This window comes from Sphingobium sp. MP9-4 (genome assembly GCF_005281675.1).
In the GTDB taxonomy this organism is placed as follows: domain Bacteria; phylum Pseudomonadota; class Alphaproteobacteria; order Sphingomonadales; family Sphingomonadaceae; genus Sphingobium; species Sphingobium yanoikuyae.
The window spans coordinates 30616-45215 of the sequence record NZ_LUFI01000021.1; the positions used below are offsets into that span (position 1 = coordinate 30616).

Here is a 14600-nt window from a genome sequence, read left to right on the forward strand (position 1 = left end):
ATTTCAGGATTGATGATCAGCGGGCAGTGCCGGACGGGCCGCCACGGCCTTTGCGCTTTCGACCTTCTGGACTGCCTGCCGCAGTTCGCCGCTGCTCTCGATCACTTCCTTGGCGACGTCGCGCAGCGTGACGGCCTCGACCTGACGCATGAAGCGCTCGGTGTAGAGCTTGATCACCCGGTCGGCGCAAACGGTGACGAAGGCTGTCACCATCGCCGCCGCTTCGCCTTCTGCTCCGGCCTGTCGGCACAGCGAGTAGGAAATGAGCGCCACCAGGGGCAGGATCAGCAGATCGGCGACCACCAGCCGCGCCTGCACTTTAATGCCGCGTTTGATCAGCATCGCATATTTGGCGGCAAAGCCGAACGTCAGGCCTATCCAGATCCAGCTATATTTGGCCACCACGGCCTCAAACACAGGACTCACCGGCACTATACCCCTTTGAAAATTGGAAAGCCCGGCGCAGCATGAAACCCGCCACCTGCGTGGCGTGTTGGCATAGGACGCAAGGAGGATGCTTTGACCCGCGAACGAACACAGGAACTGAGCGACGAGGAATGGAACGCCCTGCTGGAGCGCGATCGCGCCGAGCAGGAGGCCGATCCCAACAATGCGATGAACAGCCCGCTGGGCCTGGACGAAGAAGCGCGCAATAACCTGACATTCGTCATGGTCACCGCGGCCTTCCTCGTCATCAGCCTGCTGGTGGGTGGATGGTATTATCTGTGATGCGAGGCGCGTCGCGCTCAGACGTTGGGCAGGTTGGCCACGACGATGCCCGAACGACGCCCCAGCATCGCCAGCAGCTTGCCGCGATCGGCATCGGACAGGACCGCATTGAAGATCAGCAGATCGCCGATGTCGCCGGTCATCGGCTGGCTGCCGTCACCAAACGCGCCGATGCCAATGCCTGCGGGCGTTGAGTGCCCTGCGCCGAAAAGCACGGTGCCCCCGCTGGTGAAATTGTTGAGGCCAAGGCGCGCGGTCAAGGTGGAGCTATTGAAGTCAGCCCATGCCACGCTTGCCGCCGCCGGTATTACGCCCTGGGCGACGGCCGCGACGGTGCTTCCGGTGTTGAAATTCAACTGAAGATACCCGGATCCCTGAGCCCCGAAGGACATGCGCGGCGAGCTGTTGGCCGGGGCGGCCAGGAGTTGCTGGGAACCCACCGGGTTATCCATCACGAAGGAAGTCGCGACCGTGAAGCTGGCAGGCATGGTCAGCGAGCCGAGCAGTCGCGCAGCCGCACCATTGATCCGGATGGTCGGCCGCGAGCCGAAGGCCATGGACGGCTTGGCGCCGGTTTCAACGGTGCCGGGGGTCCGGTAGCTCAGCGTGTCCTTGGCCAGATCATCCCAGATATTATCCATCTCCCGGATGGCCAGACCGCTGCCGCTGATCCACGCGACAAGGTTCGGGTGATCGACAAAATAGGCTTCATCCGGGTCCGATGGCGTGAACCGCACAAGGCCGTTGGGAAAGGCAGGCGAGCGAAGAGGGCGAGGCATGGGAGATCCTTTCAGCCGAGAACGATGGAGGTGAGCGCCCGGCCGATCATGCCGAGCTCGAATACGCTGTCATGATTGAAGAGGTTGGAGCCGCACATGTCGCGAGGGTCGAGCGGTCCCAGGCGATCGACGCCGAACACCGAAGCTGTATCGATGAAGGGGGCGGCGAGATAATCCGCAGCGGCGGCTATTTGCCGATTTTCTACGACCCATCGATCCAGAATGTCCGCTGAATAGGTCGCATTGGGCCGGGCGGGCGCGATAAACACAGGGTCGATATTTGCTGCCCGGCAGGCTTCCCCGATCGCGATCAGGTTGGCGATCGTGTCGGCCCCGGCAGACCCCAATTCATTCATTCCGAATTCGATCACGGCCAGATGCGCACCGCTGCCGGTCAACCCGGCCAGGCGCGCCGGCACCGTCCCGCCATTGTCGGTGTTGCCGCTGGTGGTCCCGCCGATCCCGAAATTGAGATATTCGACGATATTGGGATAGCGCTGCTCGATCGCCGCCTTCAGCGTCCAGTTCCAGCCTACGCGTGTATGGACCTGTCCAGCGCCGTCACCATGATCGAACAGCGGCAGGGTAGCGATGAACGCGGCATCCTGCGCCGCCATGAAGCCGCTGTCGGCCATGCGATCGCGCTGCTGCCCGTTCGCCGCATAAAGCGATGCCGCCACGCCGCCCAGATTCGTCCGGCTCGTCCCGTAGCCGGCAATCCGAACCGTGCCGCCATCCCGCAATGCGCGATGGAAGTTGCCGAGCACCTTCGCGCGGCCCCGCTGGATGATCGCCGGCGCCTGAACCTGCGACCGTTCCTGATCCTGCCAGCGCCAGATTGTCATGCCGGCGGCGGTGACGCGCACAATCAGCAGCGGATATTTCCCGGCCGATCGCGCCGGCAGATATTCGGCGACATCGCGGTTGCGCGCGGTCCCCTTCTTGACGCTCAGCGCGCCGTTGATGTCCGTCTCGATCAGGTCGTAGCGCACTTCCGAATAATCATAGTCGACTTCGACAGCCAGCGCCGATCCCGCCGCAGCCCGCTGGATCGCACCCTGCTCGGCGTTGAGCAGATAATCGGTGCCCAATACCAGAACGGCATCGGTCGCCGCGTCGCGCACCACGACGGTGGATGCGCGCGCATGGGCGAGGCGCCCCGTTCCGGCAAGCGCGAAGCTAGCCGCCGCCGCGTTCGCCACATAATTGATCGTTACAGCTTCGCCGACAATCGAAGCAGAGGCGATCGGATCAATCGAGACACTGCCGATCGGATAGATTGCCCGGCCGGCGGAGCGCAGCGCAGTGCGCCCGGCCTGCAGCGCGACGACATTGCCGGTGACCGACCAGATCACGTCTTCGATCTCCAGCGCGGTCGCCGGCATGCCTTCACGGCGCACCGAGCGCATGGAGCCGGTCATGTCGATGGACAGGCTCTGCACCGCGCCCGTGCGCTTTCGCATGAGATCCCTTGCCGCGATAGCGCGCAGGTCCGCGCGGCCCTCAAGGCGGCTTTCGGCATTACCAACCATTCGGATAACGAATGCCCGCACAGAGGCGACGATGGCGCCGACATAATCGAACCCGCGATTATCGGCACCCAGGCGCTTTTCACCCTCCGTCGCAAGCTCGGTTTCGGCCTCGTCGATCCTGCCGCCGAGAGCATTATCGCGGGCGACAGACTGCCCATCAACCCCGTTCAGGTTGCTTTGCAGGGTGTTGAGACCGGTGTTCACGTCGCCCGCATTGGCTTTGGTCGCGATCGCGGTTTCGGCGGCGTCGATCCTGCCGCCGAGAGCATTATCGCGGGCGACAGACTGCCCATCAACCCCGTTAAGGTTGCTTTGCAGGGTGTTGAGACCGGTGTTCACGTCGCCCGCATTGGCCTTGGTCGCAAGCTCGGTTTCGGCGGCATCGATACGCTCGCCATGTTCTTCTACCGTCGGTCCGAGCGCGACGGCGACCGCCACATCCGCAGCCTGTTCGGCGGTCAGCCCGGGACCGCGCAGGCCGCGAACCTGACCGCTGAAATATTGAAAGCTCATGGCAGCGTGACCCCCGGTTCGAGAAGGAAGCGACCGAGCGCGAGCTTGTCCTGCAGCGCGTCGGCATAGGTGATGACGATGTCGTAAGAATAGGCGTCGGCTTCGCCCGGCTCGGGCTCGTTCAAGCCTGTCGGGAAAGCCTCAAGCGCTGCCTGTGCGATCTGAGGCAGAAGGCGCATCGTCACGGCCAGACGCTGGCGATCGGACAGTTCGGTATCGGCTCCAACCATGTCAGCCGGGATTTCCTCGGAGAGCGTATCGGCGGCGTGGAACAGGGCAGCATATCTGCCGTCCGCCCTGATGCGATCCTTCGCCAGATTGGCTGCCAGCCTGAACAGATAGGCCCGCTTGTTCAGGATTGGCGGATCATCCTCGATACGCTGCACCCTGAACCAGAGGCTTTGCGTGACGTCTTCCGCTGCCGGCCGATCGCGCAATATGCTTTCGACAAGTCGCAGGAGCGACGTGCGCTCTTGCAGGAGCAGGCGCGTAAGGGCGGCGGCGTTGTTGAGCATCGCTATCTGCCGACGCATTACGTGCATTGATAATCGTTCGCAACAACTCATGTGCCGCTTGTTCATGACTACTATCGGGGCGGCGCGTTCAATCATATGCCCCGTTGTTCCTTGCTTTTTGGCTGATGGGCAGGGGCAGTGGTTGGTAACGACTCAACGTCCGCGGCGGGATGGATTGCAGCGATCAGGCTCTTCCTCTATGCGCCTTTTTGAGAATCGATCGCAAATGCTCTTCGCCGGACGGGCCTTGCGCATGTTCGCAGGAGCCGCGGGCGTTGAAACAAGCGACTATAGCAGCGCGATTATATGCGGCGCAGCGCCCGGCGCTGGTTGACTATGCCGCCAGCATCCTGGGTGATCGGGCCAGGGCCGAAGATATCGTACAGGATGCCTGGATATCGTTCGCATCGATCGAAGATCAGAATGGGATCCAGAATCCCGATCTCTTCCTGCGGCGGATGATCCGCAACCTGGCGATCGACGCCCTGCGCCGGACAAGGCGCTATGATCGGATCGCAGGCGGCGATATGGAAGAGGCCGAACGCACGGTGCAGGACAATGCGCCAGGAACGGAGCAGGCCCTGATCGCCCGTCAGGAACTGGCTCGGGTGCAGAGGGCTTTGGCGCGCCTCCCCGAACGCCAGCGGCTGGCCATAGAGATGCACCGCATCGGCCGTTACAAGCTGCGGGAGATTGCGGAGCGGCTGGGCGTGTCCATTCCCTTTGTTCATGGCCTGATCGTGAAGGGACTGGCGGCTTGTGACGACTATCGCGATGAGTGAACGGCCCATGCACCTTTTCCTCCGTCCGCTTAAATTCCGCGCAGGCCGATCGTCTGTGGTCCTGTGGAGGAGCGCCATGCCCGGTCGTTCGATTTTTCGGGCGTGCCGGATTGGCGATGGAGGTGGTCTGTGACGGAAGAAAGCTTGCGCCTTGCGGCCGCCGACTGGCTCGTCCGCCTGCAGGAGCGCCCCGACGACGCAGCATTGAAGGATGCCTTCGACGACTGGCTGGATGCCGATGCCGGGCATGTCATCGCCTGGGCCAGGATGGCGGAAACGGCCGATGCCATCGCCGATGGCGAACCGGCGTTTCGGGACAGGTGGGATGCTGCTCCCGGCGTCATTCCGCCATCGCGTCCGGCGCCCGAGGCCCGTCATGCGGGTTGGCGGTTCCATGGCCGGCGCAGATTGACCATCGCGGCTGTGGCGGCAGTCTGCGTGGGCGTCTTGGCTGGGCCATCGTTGCTGCTGCACCTGCGCGCCGATCATCGCACCGGCGCGGGCGAAACCCTGATGGTAGCGATGGACGACGGCAGCCACATCCGCCTGGGTCCGGACAGCGCCATCGCGACATCCTTCGACAAGGGGCATCGCGACATCCGCCTCCTGTCCGGGCAGGCATGGTTTGAGGTCCGACCGGACAAGGCCCGGCCTTTCCGGGTCATGGCGGGCCATGTCACCACTAGCGTGCTGGGCACCGGCTTCGACGTGCGGATGATCGGCACGGCGACGTCGGTGGCGGTGCGTCACGGTCGCGTGCGGGTGGAGGCCCTGGGCACGCCGGCGCGGGAACTGACGGCCGGCCAATGGGCCATGGCCGCCGCCGACACTGCGCTGAAAACCGGGACCGAACAGCCCGACCTTATCGGTGCCTGGCAGAGCGGCGATATTCTGGCGCGCAGACTGACCATAGCCGCCGCGATCGACGAACTGCGCCCATGGTTTGGCGGCCATATCATCGTCACCGACCCCAGTCTTGCAGCCCGCCCGATCAGCGGCATCTATCATGCCAATGATCCGGCGAAGGCGTTGGAAACCATGGTCCATCCCTATGGCGGGCGCGTCACCCGGATCACGCCATGGCTGCTGATCGTTTCCGGCCGCTGACCGCGCGGGAAAGATTTTCGACGGAAAATTACGGTCGCTGGTTAAAAGCTCCATCGCTCAGGCGTCCAGCGAGGGAGAGGAGTTCTTGCGAGGCAATAGCATGTCAGCAACCTCCTCGTGCAGTTGGAGGCAGAATTGACGGACGTTAGCATATTGGGGCAAAATTTCGGGCGCGCGCTGGCCATCGGCCTGCTCGCATCAACGGCGACGGGAACGGCCCTGCTGTCGCCCGCCATGGCGCAAACATCACCCAACAGCGCGCAGCGCCGCATCAATGTGCCCGCGCAGCCATTGACCGATGCCGTCATCCTGTTCGGCCGCCAGTCCGGGGTCGAGGTGACGGCCGGATCCGACCTGTTGAACGGCAAGATCAGCAGCGCAGTTGCCGGCAATTTCGCCCCGGCCGAGGCGCTGAGCCGCCTGCTGAGCGGCACCGGCCTGACCTTTCGCTTCATCGGCCCCAAGTCGGTCGAACTGCACCCCGCTCCGCAGGCTGCCAATGGCACCGTGCAGCTTGGTCCGGTGCGGGTCGAAGGCGCGGATAGCGGCAGCGGTTCGGGCAGCTTCGCCGGCATCACCAGCGATCCGGTCGCGACTGAAGCCAGCGGTTCCTACACCATTCCCGCGATGAGCACGGCCACGAAGCTGTTGCTATCCCCACGTGAAACGCCCCAGTCGCTGACGGTCGTCACCCGCCAGCGGATAGAGGATCAGGGCCTTGCCACGTTGAGCGACGTGGTGCGCGCCACGCCCGGCCTCTATCTCACCAAATGGGGCGGCGAGCGCTATCGCTTCAATGCCCGCATGTTCCAGCTCGAAAACCTGATGATCGATGGCATGCCGGTGCAATATGAGGAGGCGGCGCTCTCCACCGGCATTCTCGACATGTATGACCGGGTGGAGGTCGTGCGCGGCGCGGCGGGACTGATGGAGGGGGCTGGCACACCCGCCGGATCGATCAACCTGGTCCGAAAGCGGCCCACGCGGGAGACGCAGGCGATCTTCACGCTCAGTGCAGGAAGCTGGAACAATTTTCTGGGAACGATGGATGTGGGCGGCGCCGTCAACAGCGCAGGCACGCTGCGCACCCGTGCCGTGGTAACGTATCAGGACAAGGACAGCTTCATCGACGATTACCATAATCAGCGCATGTCGCTTTATGGCATAGTCGAGGCGGATCTGGGTTCTTCTACCCTGCTGACCGTGGGCGCCAGCTACAGCAATGAGGATAATCCCGGCGTCGACTGGAATGGCCTTGGCACGGCCGCAGACGGCAGCTTTCTGGACATAGCCCGCTCCACCCGCATGAGCCCCAGTTGGTCCTATTGGGACAAGAAGAGCGCGACCTATTTCGCCAATCTGGACCATGAATTCGGCAATGGTTGGAAGGCGCGGCTGGCCGCCACCGCAATCCAGAGCGAGATGTCGATGATCGGCACCTTCCTGTCCTATGCCACCTCCACGGCCGGTGAAACGCGCTTCAATCTGGGCGGCGCGGCGCTCGCCTATCATTATGATCGCGACCAGTTGAGCCTCGATGGTTATGCCTCCGGTCCGTTGACCCTGTTCGGCCAGACCCACGAACTGGTCGTCGGCGGCAGCTATCGCAAGGCGACATGGGACGATATCGGCGCACCCACCGATTTTACCGCCGTCAGCTTCGACCCGCTGGACTGGGACCCGCGTTCCGTGCCCACGCCCACCATCACCGGCGACTGGACCATGTATCTGCGTGATCAGAAGCGCGAGCAGATCGGCGTCTACTCCACCGCCCGGTTGAGCGTGGCCGAACCCTTGACGCTGATCCTGGGCGGGCGTTTCGACTGGTTCAAGCAGGAACTGGCCAATGGTTGGGCCGGCGCCATCTACAGCACCGCCGATTACAAGGTGAAGGGCCAGTTCACCCCCTATGTCGGCGTGGTCTATGATTTCCACCGCAACCACTCGCTCTATGCCAGCTGGACGCGGATCTTCAATCCGCAGAACAACCTGACCCGGACTGGCGCGATCATCGCTCCGCAGGAGGGCGCGAATTACGAAGTGGGCGTCAAGGGCAGCTATTGGGACGGCCACCTCAACACCAGCCTGGCGCTGTTCCAGATCGAACTGACCAACCTGCCTATGGCACTGCTCGCCTCGGAATGCGCTGCCGGTCTCACCGCCTGCTACGCCCCCTCCGGCAAGGTCCGCAGCCGCGGCGTGGAGTTTGAAGTGTCGGGCGAACTCGCCAAGGGCTGGCAGCTTTCGGGCGGCTATACCTACAACACTGCAAAACATCTGAGCAGTTCGAGCTATAATCCGACCGGTATCTATACCGATGGTACGCGCTATGGCACGAACCTGCCGCGTGGGCTGTTCAAGCTTTCGACGACCTATAATCTGCCTGGTGCCTTCGACCGCTGGACGCTGGGCGGCACGTTGCAGGCACAGAGCAAGATCTACAGCGCGCCCTATGGGGGCCTCGTCCAACAGGACGGTTACGCGCTGCTCGACCTGTCGATCAAATATGCCGTATCCAGCCGGGCGACGGTGACGGTCAATGTGAACAATGTTTTCGACAAATATTATTACGAGAATGTCGGGGCACCTACCGGCTCCAACTTCATCGGGGCACCACGCAACGTCCTGGCGACGCTGCGCTACAAGATCTGATCGTCGCAGCATGTGGCGCGCTGCTGGCGGCGCGCCACATGCTGCCGGATCATCTGCTTACAATGGCGGCCATCTTTGAAGGAAGGAATATAATGGGGGGAGGCCGGCTACGGTGCGCAGCGATGACGTTATGATGACGATGCCTTCTGCCACTTGCCGAAATCCTAGACCGTCCAGAACATGGGATTGCGCAGCCAGTCGTCGATGGCAGATTCGCGCCCATTGTAGACTTTAATCCTCATGCCCTTCCTGCGACGTCCAGACCTCATGCGCGTCGATCTGGATGCGCAGGATGGCGCGCAGCAGGGTGGCGCGGGCGTCAATTTCCTGGCGGCGCGTCTCGTTCGCCTGGCGGCGGGCGAGCAGCGTATCGGCGAGGTCGATCTGGCCCAGCTCATAGCCTCTCTTCGTCCGGGTCGCGGCGGCGGCGGCGCTGGCGGCAGCGCTTTCCATACTGCGCCAGACCGCTTCGCGGGCGCGGACATTGCTGAGATCGGCGGCGGCGGTCGCCTCTATCTCGCGCCGCACGCGGGCGAGTTCCAGTTCGGCAGCACTGGCGTCTGCGGTTGCCTGGTCATGCGCGGCGCGGCGATAGCCACCGCCCAGCGGAATCGAGCCGACCAGACCGACGCCCTTTTCCAGCCCGCCCCGTTCGCTGAAGACGCGCACGCCGAATGACGGATCGGCGATGCGATCGGCCGATGCGCGGCGGGCGACCATGGCCAGCCGCTGCGCCTCTCGCTCCGACGCGCGAATTTCATGGCTGCGCTCGATCACCAGATTGCGCAGATCCTCCAGCGCCGTGGCGGGCATGGCCGGATCGGCAAGCAAGGGCGCCTCTTCAGGCAGAGTAAGGCCGGGAAAGCCGGCGGCGAGCTTCACCCGCGCCTCATCCCGCGCCGCGCGGGAGGTCGCGGCCTGCGCTTGCGCCTGAGCCAGTGCGGCTTCAGCCTGGTCCACGTCCAGTAGCGACGCGTCACGCAACTGGGCACGGCGGCGCACGGCCGCCATGTCCTGCGTCAGGCTGGCAGCGGAATCGAGGTCGGTGCGATGCTGGGCACTGGCGACCAGCCAGTCATGCCAGAGATCGGAAAAGGCGAGCGCGGTCTGGTGCCGCACATCCTCCATCAGATTATGCGCCACCTCGACGCCCAGTTCGCCAGCCTTGCGGTCCAGCGACGCCTTGCCGGGCAGGCGGAACGGGCGGGTGAGGTTGACGTCATATTCGCCATAATCGCCCTCCCCCTCGGCCGAGCGGCGGGAGACCGTGCCCTGGAAGGTAAACTCATGGCTGCCCCGGCGGAGCATGGCGGCGCCGGCCTCGGCCGAGCGCACGCGCGCCTGTGCTGCGGTCACGGCGGGATGGCTATCGAGCGCTTCGACCACCAGGGGTTCGGGCGGCAGGTCGGTGCGCTGGGCGAAAGCCGGCGTGGTAATGAGGGCCGTGGCCGACAGGAGAAGCACGCGGATCATGCGATGCGCCCCCGTGCCGCGACCAGGCAGGCGTGCCAGCGGACCGGATGGCCCCGCCGCGCATCGGTGACGGCGGCGACCAGCGGGGCGACATCGTCCGCCGGCACGATCAGGTCGATCGCCGCCCGGCGCAGCGTGCCGCGCACCTGCTCGCCCGCGCCGGCATCGCCAAAATCGCGGCCCAGCACCTGCTCGTCGCGCAGATGGAGCGGTGCCGGGGTGCGGCCGCGCAGGGCATCGGCCACGCCGTCGCGGTCGATCGCGGCGCAATAGAAGGTCAGCAACATGTCGGTCATGATCGGGCTTCCGTGGCGCCTTCACCGAAGCGCTCGAACAAAATGGGCAGAAGGATGAGGGTGAGCAGGGTCGAACTGACCAGCCCGCCGATCACCACGATGGCGAGCGGCTTCTGGATTTCCGACCCCGGCCCGGCCGCGAACATCAGCGGGACCAGGCCGAAGGCGGTGATGCTGGCGGTCATCAGCACCGGGCGCAGCCGACGTTCCGCGCCCAGTCGCACGGCCTGGGCCATGCTCTGCCCCTCCTCGCGCAACTGGCGGAAATAGGCGACGAGGACGAGGCCGTTCAGCACCGCGATGCCGAGCAGGGCGATGAAACCGACCGAGGCAGGCACGGAGAGATATTGGCCCGATACCCAGAGCGAGATGATGCCGCCGACCATGGCGAAGGGGATGTTGGCGAGGATCAGCAGCGACGCGCGCATCGAGCGCAGGGTCATGAGCAGCACCAGCAGGATCAGCAGCAGCGCGGCCGGGATGACCAACATCAGCCGGGCGGAGGCGCGCTGCTGATTTTCGAACTGGCCGCCCCAGACCATGCGATAGCCGGCGGGCATCTTGATCTCGCGATCGACGGTGGCGCGCGCCTCATCGACATAGCCGACCAGATCGCGGCCCGAGACGAAGGCCTGGACCAGCGCGTAGCGCGAGCCATTTTCATGGTCGAGCTTGACCGGCCCCTCGGTGCGCTCGACCCGCGCCATGTCGCTGACTCGCGCGACGGTGCCGTCCGGCGTGCGCAGCGGCAGGTCGGCGAAGCGGGTCGCGTCACTGCGGATCGTCTCGTCGCCCTTGACCAGGATCGGTACGCGCTTCTGCCCGTCGGCGACGACGCCGGCATGCACGCCCTCGATCTGGGCACGCAGCGTGTCCTGCATCTGGTCGATCGGCATGCCGAAACGGCCGGCGGCGGCGCGATCGATATCGAGCTGGAGATAGTCGACATGATCGTTGGCGACGGTCATCACCTCCGAAGCGCCGCGCGTCTTCGACAATATCTTCTGCACCTGTCCGGCAAGGTTCGACAGGGTGGCGAGGTCCGGGCCGAAAATCTTGACGGCAAGGTCGCCGCGCGATCCGGTCAGCATTTCCGACACGCGCATCTCGATCGGCTGGGTGAAGGTCGGTTCGATGCCGGGCAGCTTGTCGAGCGACTTGCGGATTTCATCGACGACGAATGCCTTGTCGCCGCGCCATTCTTTCTGCGGCTTCAGCACCACGAAACTGTCGGTCTCGTTCGGGCTCATCGGATCGAGGCCGATCTCGTCCGTGCCGACGCGGGCGATGATTTGCGCTATTTCGGGCACATCCTTCATCAGGGACTGCTGCACCGCCGTGTCGCCCAGCACCGACTGGTCGAGATTGATGGTCGGCAGCTTGGCGGTCTGGACGATCACCGATCCTTCATCCATCGACGGCATGAAGGTCTTGCCCACCGCGCCATAGGCCAGGCCCGCCAGCACCAGGCCGAGCGCAGCCAGGCCATAGACCAGCCGTTTGCGGCCAAAGGCACCGTCGAGCAGCGCCCGATAGCGCGGCGTCAGCTTGCGCATGATCCAGGGTTCGCCATGATGGCCGGGCTTGAGGCCGAGCGAGGCCAGCACCGGGACCAGGGTGAGCGCGATCAGCAGCGATCCCGCCAGCGCGAAGATGATGGTGAGCGCAACCGGGGCGAACAGCTTGCCCTCCAGCCCTTCGAGCGAGAGCAGGGGCAGGAAGACGAGCGCGATGATGACGATGCCGGCCGATACCGGCACCACGACTTCGCTCGTCGCGCGGAATACGGTGTTGAGGCGTGGAGGGCCGTCCTCCTTCGCATGGTTCAGCCGTTCGACGATATTTTCGACCACCACGACCGCGCCGTCGACCAGCATGCCGATGGCGATGGCCAGGCCGCCCAGGCTCATGAGGTTGGCCGACAGGCCCATGCCGCGCATCATCAGGAAGGTGACGAGCGCCGCCATCGGCAGGGTGGCGGCCACGATCGCCGCCGCGCGCCAGTCGCCCAGGAACAGGATCAGCAGGATGATGACCAGGATGGTCGCCTCGATCAGCGCCTTTTCGACCGTGCCGACGGCGCGGCCGATCAGGTCGGATCGGTCATAGAAGACGGCGATCTTGGTGCCCTGTGGCAGGGTCTTTTCCAGTTCGGCGACGCGTGCCTTGACGCCATCGACCACGGCGCGGGCATCGGCACCGCGCAGCGCGATCACCAGCCCCTGCACCGCCTCACCCTTGCCGTTGGCGGTGACCGCGCCATAGCGGGTCAGGCTGCCGGTGCCCACGGTCGCGACATCGCCCATGCGGACGATGCGGCCATTGCGGGTGGCGATCACCATCGACTGGAGGTCCGCTTCCGACTGGATCGCGCCGACCGCCCGGACGATCAGCGATTCCTCGCCCTGCGACAGGCGGCCGGCGCCGTCATTGCGGTTGCCGCGCTCGATTGCTTCCTGAAGATCGGCAATGCTGAGGCCCGCGCTGGCGAGCGCGATGGGATCGGGCCGCACTTCGAAGGTGCGGACATAGCCACCCAACGCATTGACGTCGGCGACGCCGGGCACGGTGCGCAGCGCCGGCCGGATCGTCCAGTCGAGCAGGGTGCGCTTTTCCTCCAGGCTCAAAGGCCCTTCGATCGTGAACATGAAGATGTCGGACAAGGGCGTCGAGATCGGCGCCATGCCGCCCGATACCGCCGGCGGCAGATCGCCCATCACGCCCGACAGCCGTTCGGCGACCTGTTGGCGTGCCCAGTAGATGTCGGTGCCGTCGACGAAATCGATGGTGATGTCGGCGATTGCATATTTGGCCGAGGAACGCAGGATGGCCTGGCCCGGAATGCCCAGCATCTCCATCTCGATCGGGGTGATCACGCGGCTTTCCACCTCCTCCGGCGTCATGCCGGGGGCCTTGAGGATCACCTTGACCTGGGTCTGGGCGATGTTGGGATAGGCATCGACCGGCAGGTTGACGAAAGCCCAGGCCCCCAGCACGGCGGTCAGCAGGGCGAGCGCGATGACGATCAGGCGATAGGAGAGCGCCCAGGCAGCCAGCGATTTGAGCATCCGGCCTTACTCGCCCATCGCCAGCGGCTTGAGCGCGCTGGTGCCGGCGACGACGACCTGCTCGCCCGGCTTCACGCCGGACAGGATCAGGACATGGTCGCCATCCTTGCCGCCGGTCCTGACCGGACGTGCAACGACACCGGCGCGGGTGCGCACGAACAGCGTGTCGCCGCCGGGCAGCGTCGTGACGGCGGCGGCGGGCACCATGGCGGCACCGGCCGGCGCCGGGCCGAAGATCGACAGGCTGGTGGCGCGGCCGGCCATGGCACCGGGGCCGGCCGGCAATTTGGCCTTCAACGTCACCGACCGGGTCGCCGGATCGATGGTCGATCCGACCGCCGTCACCGTGCCGCGCAGATCATCGCCCAGCGCCACGGTCATGCCGGGCTTCACCTGCCCCGCCAGCCGCTCGGGCAATTGCGCCTGCGCCTCATATTGGCCGGCCGCATCGATCACATAGGGCGCGGTGGTGCCATCGACGACGCTGCCGGCATGGATCGCGGCGCTGGTCACGCGACCCGCGATCGGCGCGGTCAGCGTGTAGGTGCCGCTGGCGCCCGATCCGTTCACCATCGTCAGGATGCGGCTCTTTTCCGACACGTCCGCGCGGGCCTCGCCCAGCACGGCGCGGGCCTCGTCCGCGCGGGCGCCGGCAATGATGCCTTCGCGCTCCAGTTGCGACAGGCGGCTGGCGCTCGACTGCGCCACGCCCAGCCGTGCGCTCGCGCGATTGAGGTCCGCGCCCATGGACAGGACATCGCGGCTCGACACGATGGCCAGCGGCTGGCCGCGCCGCACTTCCTCGCCCTCGACCACCAGAATGCGGGTGACGACGCCGGGGAAGGTGGCGGCGACCGCGACACGGGCGTTGGGCGGCGGCGCGATCAGCGCGGGCACGACGGCGATCGGCGCTTCGGTGGCAGCGACGGCCGCGCCGAATTTCAAACCCAGCCGGGCGATATTGTCCGCCGTCAGCGGGATCGATCCGTCCGTCGGTTGCGCCGCAGCGCTGTCATTGGCGGGCGTGGCCTGCTCCCCCGAACAGGCAGCAAGCGACAGGAGAGCGAGGGCGCCGGGCAGGCGCACGAATCGGAATAGCGGGACCATGGCCCTGCCCTATGGGATCAAACTGACGAGACCCTGACGAGGGGTTT

12 protein-coding genes are annotated in these 14600 nt (G+C 65.2%); 4 read left to right on the forward strand and 8 right to left on the reverse strand.

Annotated features, from left to right (window positions below; translation table 11 throughout):
- Positions 1-3: 3 nt before the first annotated feature.
- Complete coding sequence (locus A0U87_RS05050) at positions 4-426, reverse strand: hypothetical protein (RefSeq protein WP_137405267.1); 423 nt, start codon at positions 424-426, stop codon at positions 4-6.
- Positions 427-519: 93 nt separating this feature from the next.
- Here A0U87_RS05050 and A0U87_RS05055 point away from each other — a divergent pair, with 93 nt between their 5' ends.
- Positions 520-729 carry a hypothetical protein gene (locus A0U87_RS05055; protein ID WP_048938495.1) on the forward strand — a complete coding sequence of 70 codons (210 nt, stop codon included), beginning with the start codon at positions 520-522 and terminating at the stop codon, positions 727-729.
- Positions 730-746: 17 nt separating this feature from the next.
- Here A0U87_RS05055 and A0U87_RS05060 read toward each other — a convergent pair whose 3' ends face one another.
- Genes A0U87_RS05060 through A0U87_RS26635 form a run of 3 tightly spaced genes read right to left on the reverse strand, consistent with a single transcriptional unit; the run spans position 747 to position 4164 of the window.
- On the reverse strand, positions 747-1508 hold the full coding sequence (locus A0U87_RS05060) for a hypothetical protein (RefSeq protein ID WP_122928238.1): 762 nt from the start codon (positions 1506-1508) through the stop codon (positions 747-749).
- A gap of 11 nt (positions 1509-1519) precedes the next feature.
- Positions 1520-3553, reverse strand: coding sequence for an SGNH/GDSL hydrolase family protein (locus A0U87_RS05065; protein ID WP_137405268.1), 2034 nt, complete (start codon positions 3551-3553; stop codon positions 1520-1522).
- The gene (locus A0U87_RS26635; protein ID WP_240626725.1) at positions 3550-4164 is read right to left on the reverse strand and encodes a sigma factor; all 615 of its coding nucleotides are present in this window, start codon (positions 4162-4164) and stop codon (positions 3550-3552) included. The genes A0U87_RS05065 and A0U87_RS26635 overlap by 4 nt, the downstream gene beginning before the upstream one ends.
- Positions 4165-4343: 179 nt before the next feature.
- On the opposite strand from A0U87_RS26635, the gene A0U87_RS05075 reads away from it, so the two are divergent.
- The 3 genes from A0U87_RS05075 (at position 4344) to A0U87_RS05085 (ending at position 8609) form a co-directional block, all read left to right on the forward strand.
- A complete protein-coding gene (locus A0U87_RS05075; RefSeq protein WP_048938492.1) occupies positions 4344-4850 on the forward strand; it encodes a sigma-70 family RNA polymerase sigma factor in 507 nt (168 codons plus the stop codon).
- A gap of 129 nt (positions 4851-4979) precedes the next feature.
- Positions 4980-5957 carry a FecR domain-containing protein gene (locus A0U87_RS05080; protein WP_048938491.1) on the forward strand — a complete coding sequence of 326 codons (978 nt, stop codon included), beginning with the start codon at positions 4980-4982 and terminating at the stop codon, positions 5955-5957.
- A gap of 135 nt (positions 5958-6092) precedes the next feature.
- The gene (locus tag A0U87_RS05085) at positions 6093-8609 is read left to right on the forward strand and encodes a TonB-dependent receptor (protein WP_048938490.1); all 2517 of its coding nucleotides are present in this window, start codon (positions 6093-6095) and stop codon (positions 8607-8609) included.
- A 231-nt stretch (positions 8610-8840) separates the two neighbouring features.
- Here A0U87_RS05085 and A0U87_RS05090 read toward each other — a convergent pair whose 3' ends face one another.
- From A0U87_RS05090 to A0U87_RS05105, 4 genes are read right to left on the reverse strand one after another with little or no spacing between them, the layout of a single operon-like run.
- A complete protein-coding gene (locus A0U87_RS05090) occupies positions 8841-10082 on the reverse strand; it encodes a TolC family protein (RefSeq protein WP_048938489.1) in 1242 nt (413 codons plus the stop codon).
- A complete protein-coding gene (locus tag A0U87_RS05095; protein WP_048938488.1) occupies positions 10079-10378 on the reverse strand; it encodes a DUF3240 family protein in 300 nt (99 codons plus the stop codon). Before A0U87_RS05095 ends, A0U87_RS05090 begins: the two co-directional genes overlap by 4 nt.
- A complete protein-coding gene (locus A0U87_RS05100; RefSeq protein WP_137405269.1) occupies positions 10375-13446 on the reverse strand; it encodes a CusA/CzcA family heavy metal efflux RND transporter in 3072 nt (1023 codons plus the stop codon). Before A0U87_RS05100 ends, A0U87_RS05095 begins: the two co-directional genes overlap by 4 nt.
- 6 nt (positions 13447-13452) lie before the next feature.
- On the reverse strand, positions 13453-14553 hold the full coding sequence (locus A0U87_RS05105) for an efflux RND transporter periplasmic adaptor subunit (protein WP_048938486.1): 1101 nt from the start codon (positions 14551-14553) through the stop codon (positions 13453-13455).
- Positions 14554-14600: the final 47 nt, after the last annotated feature.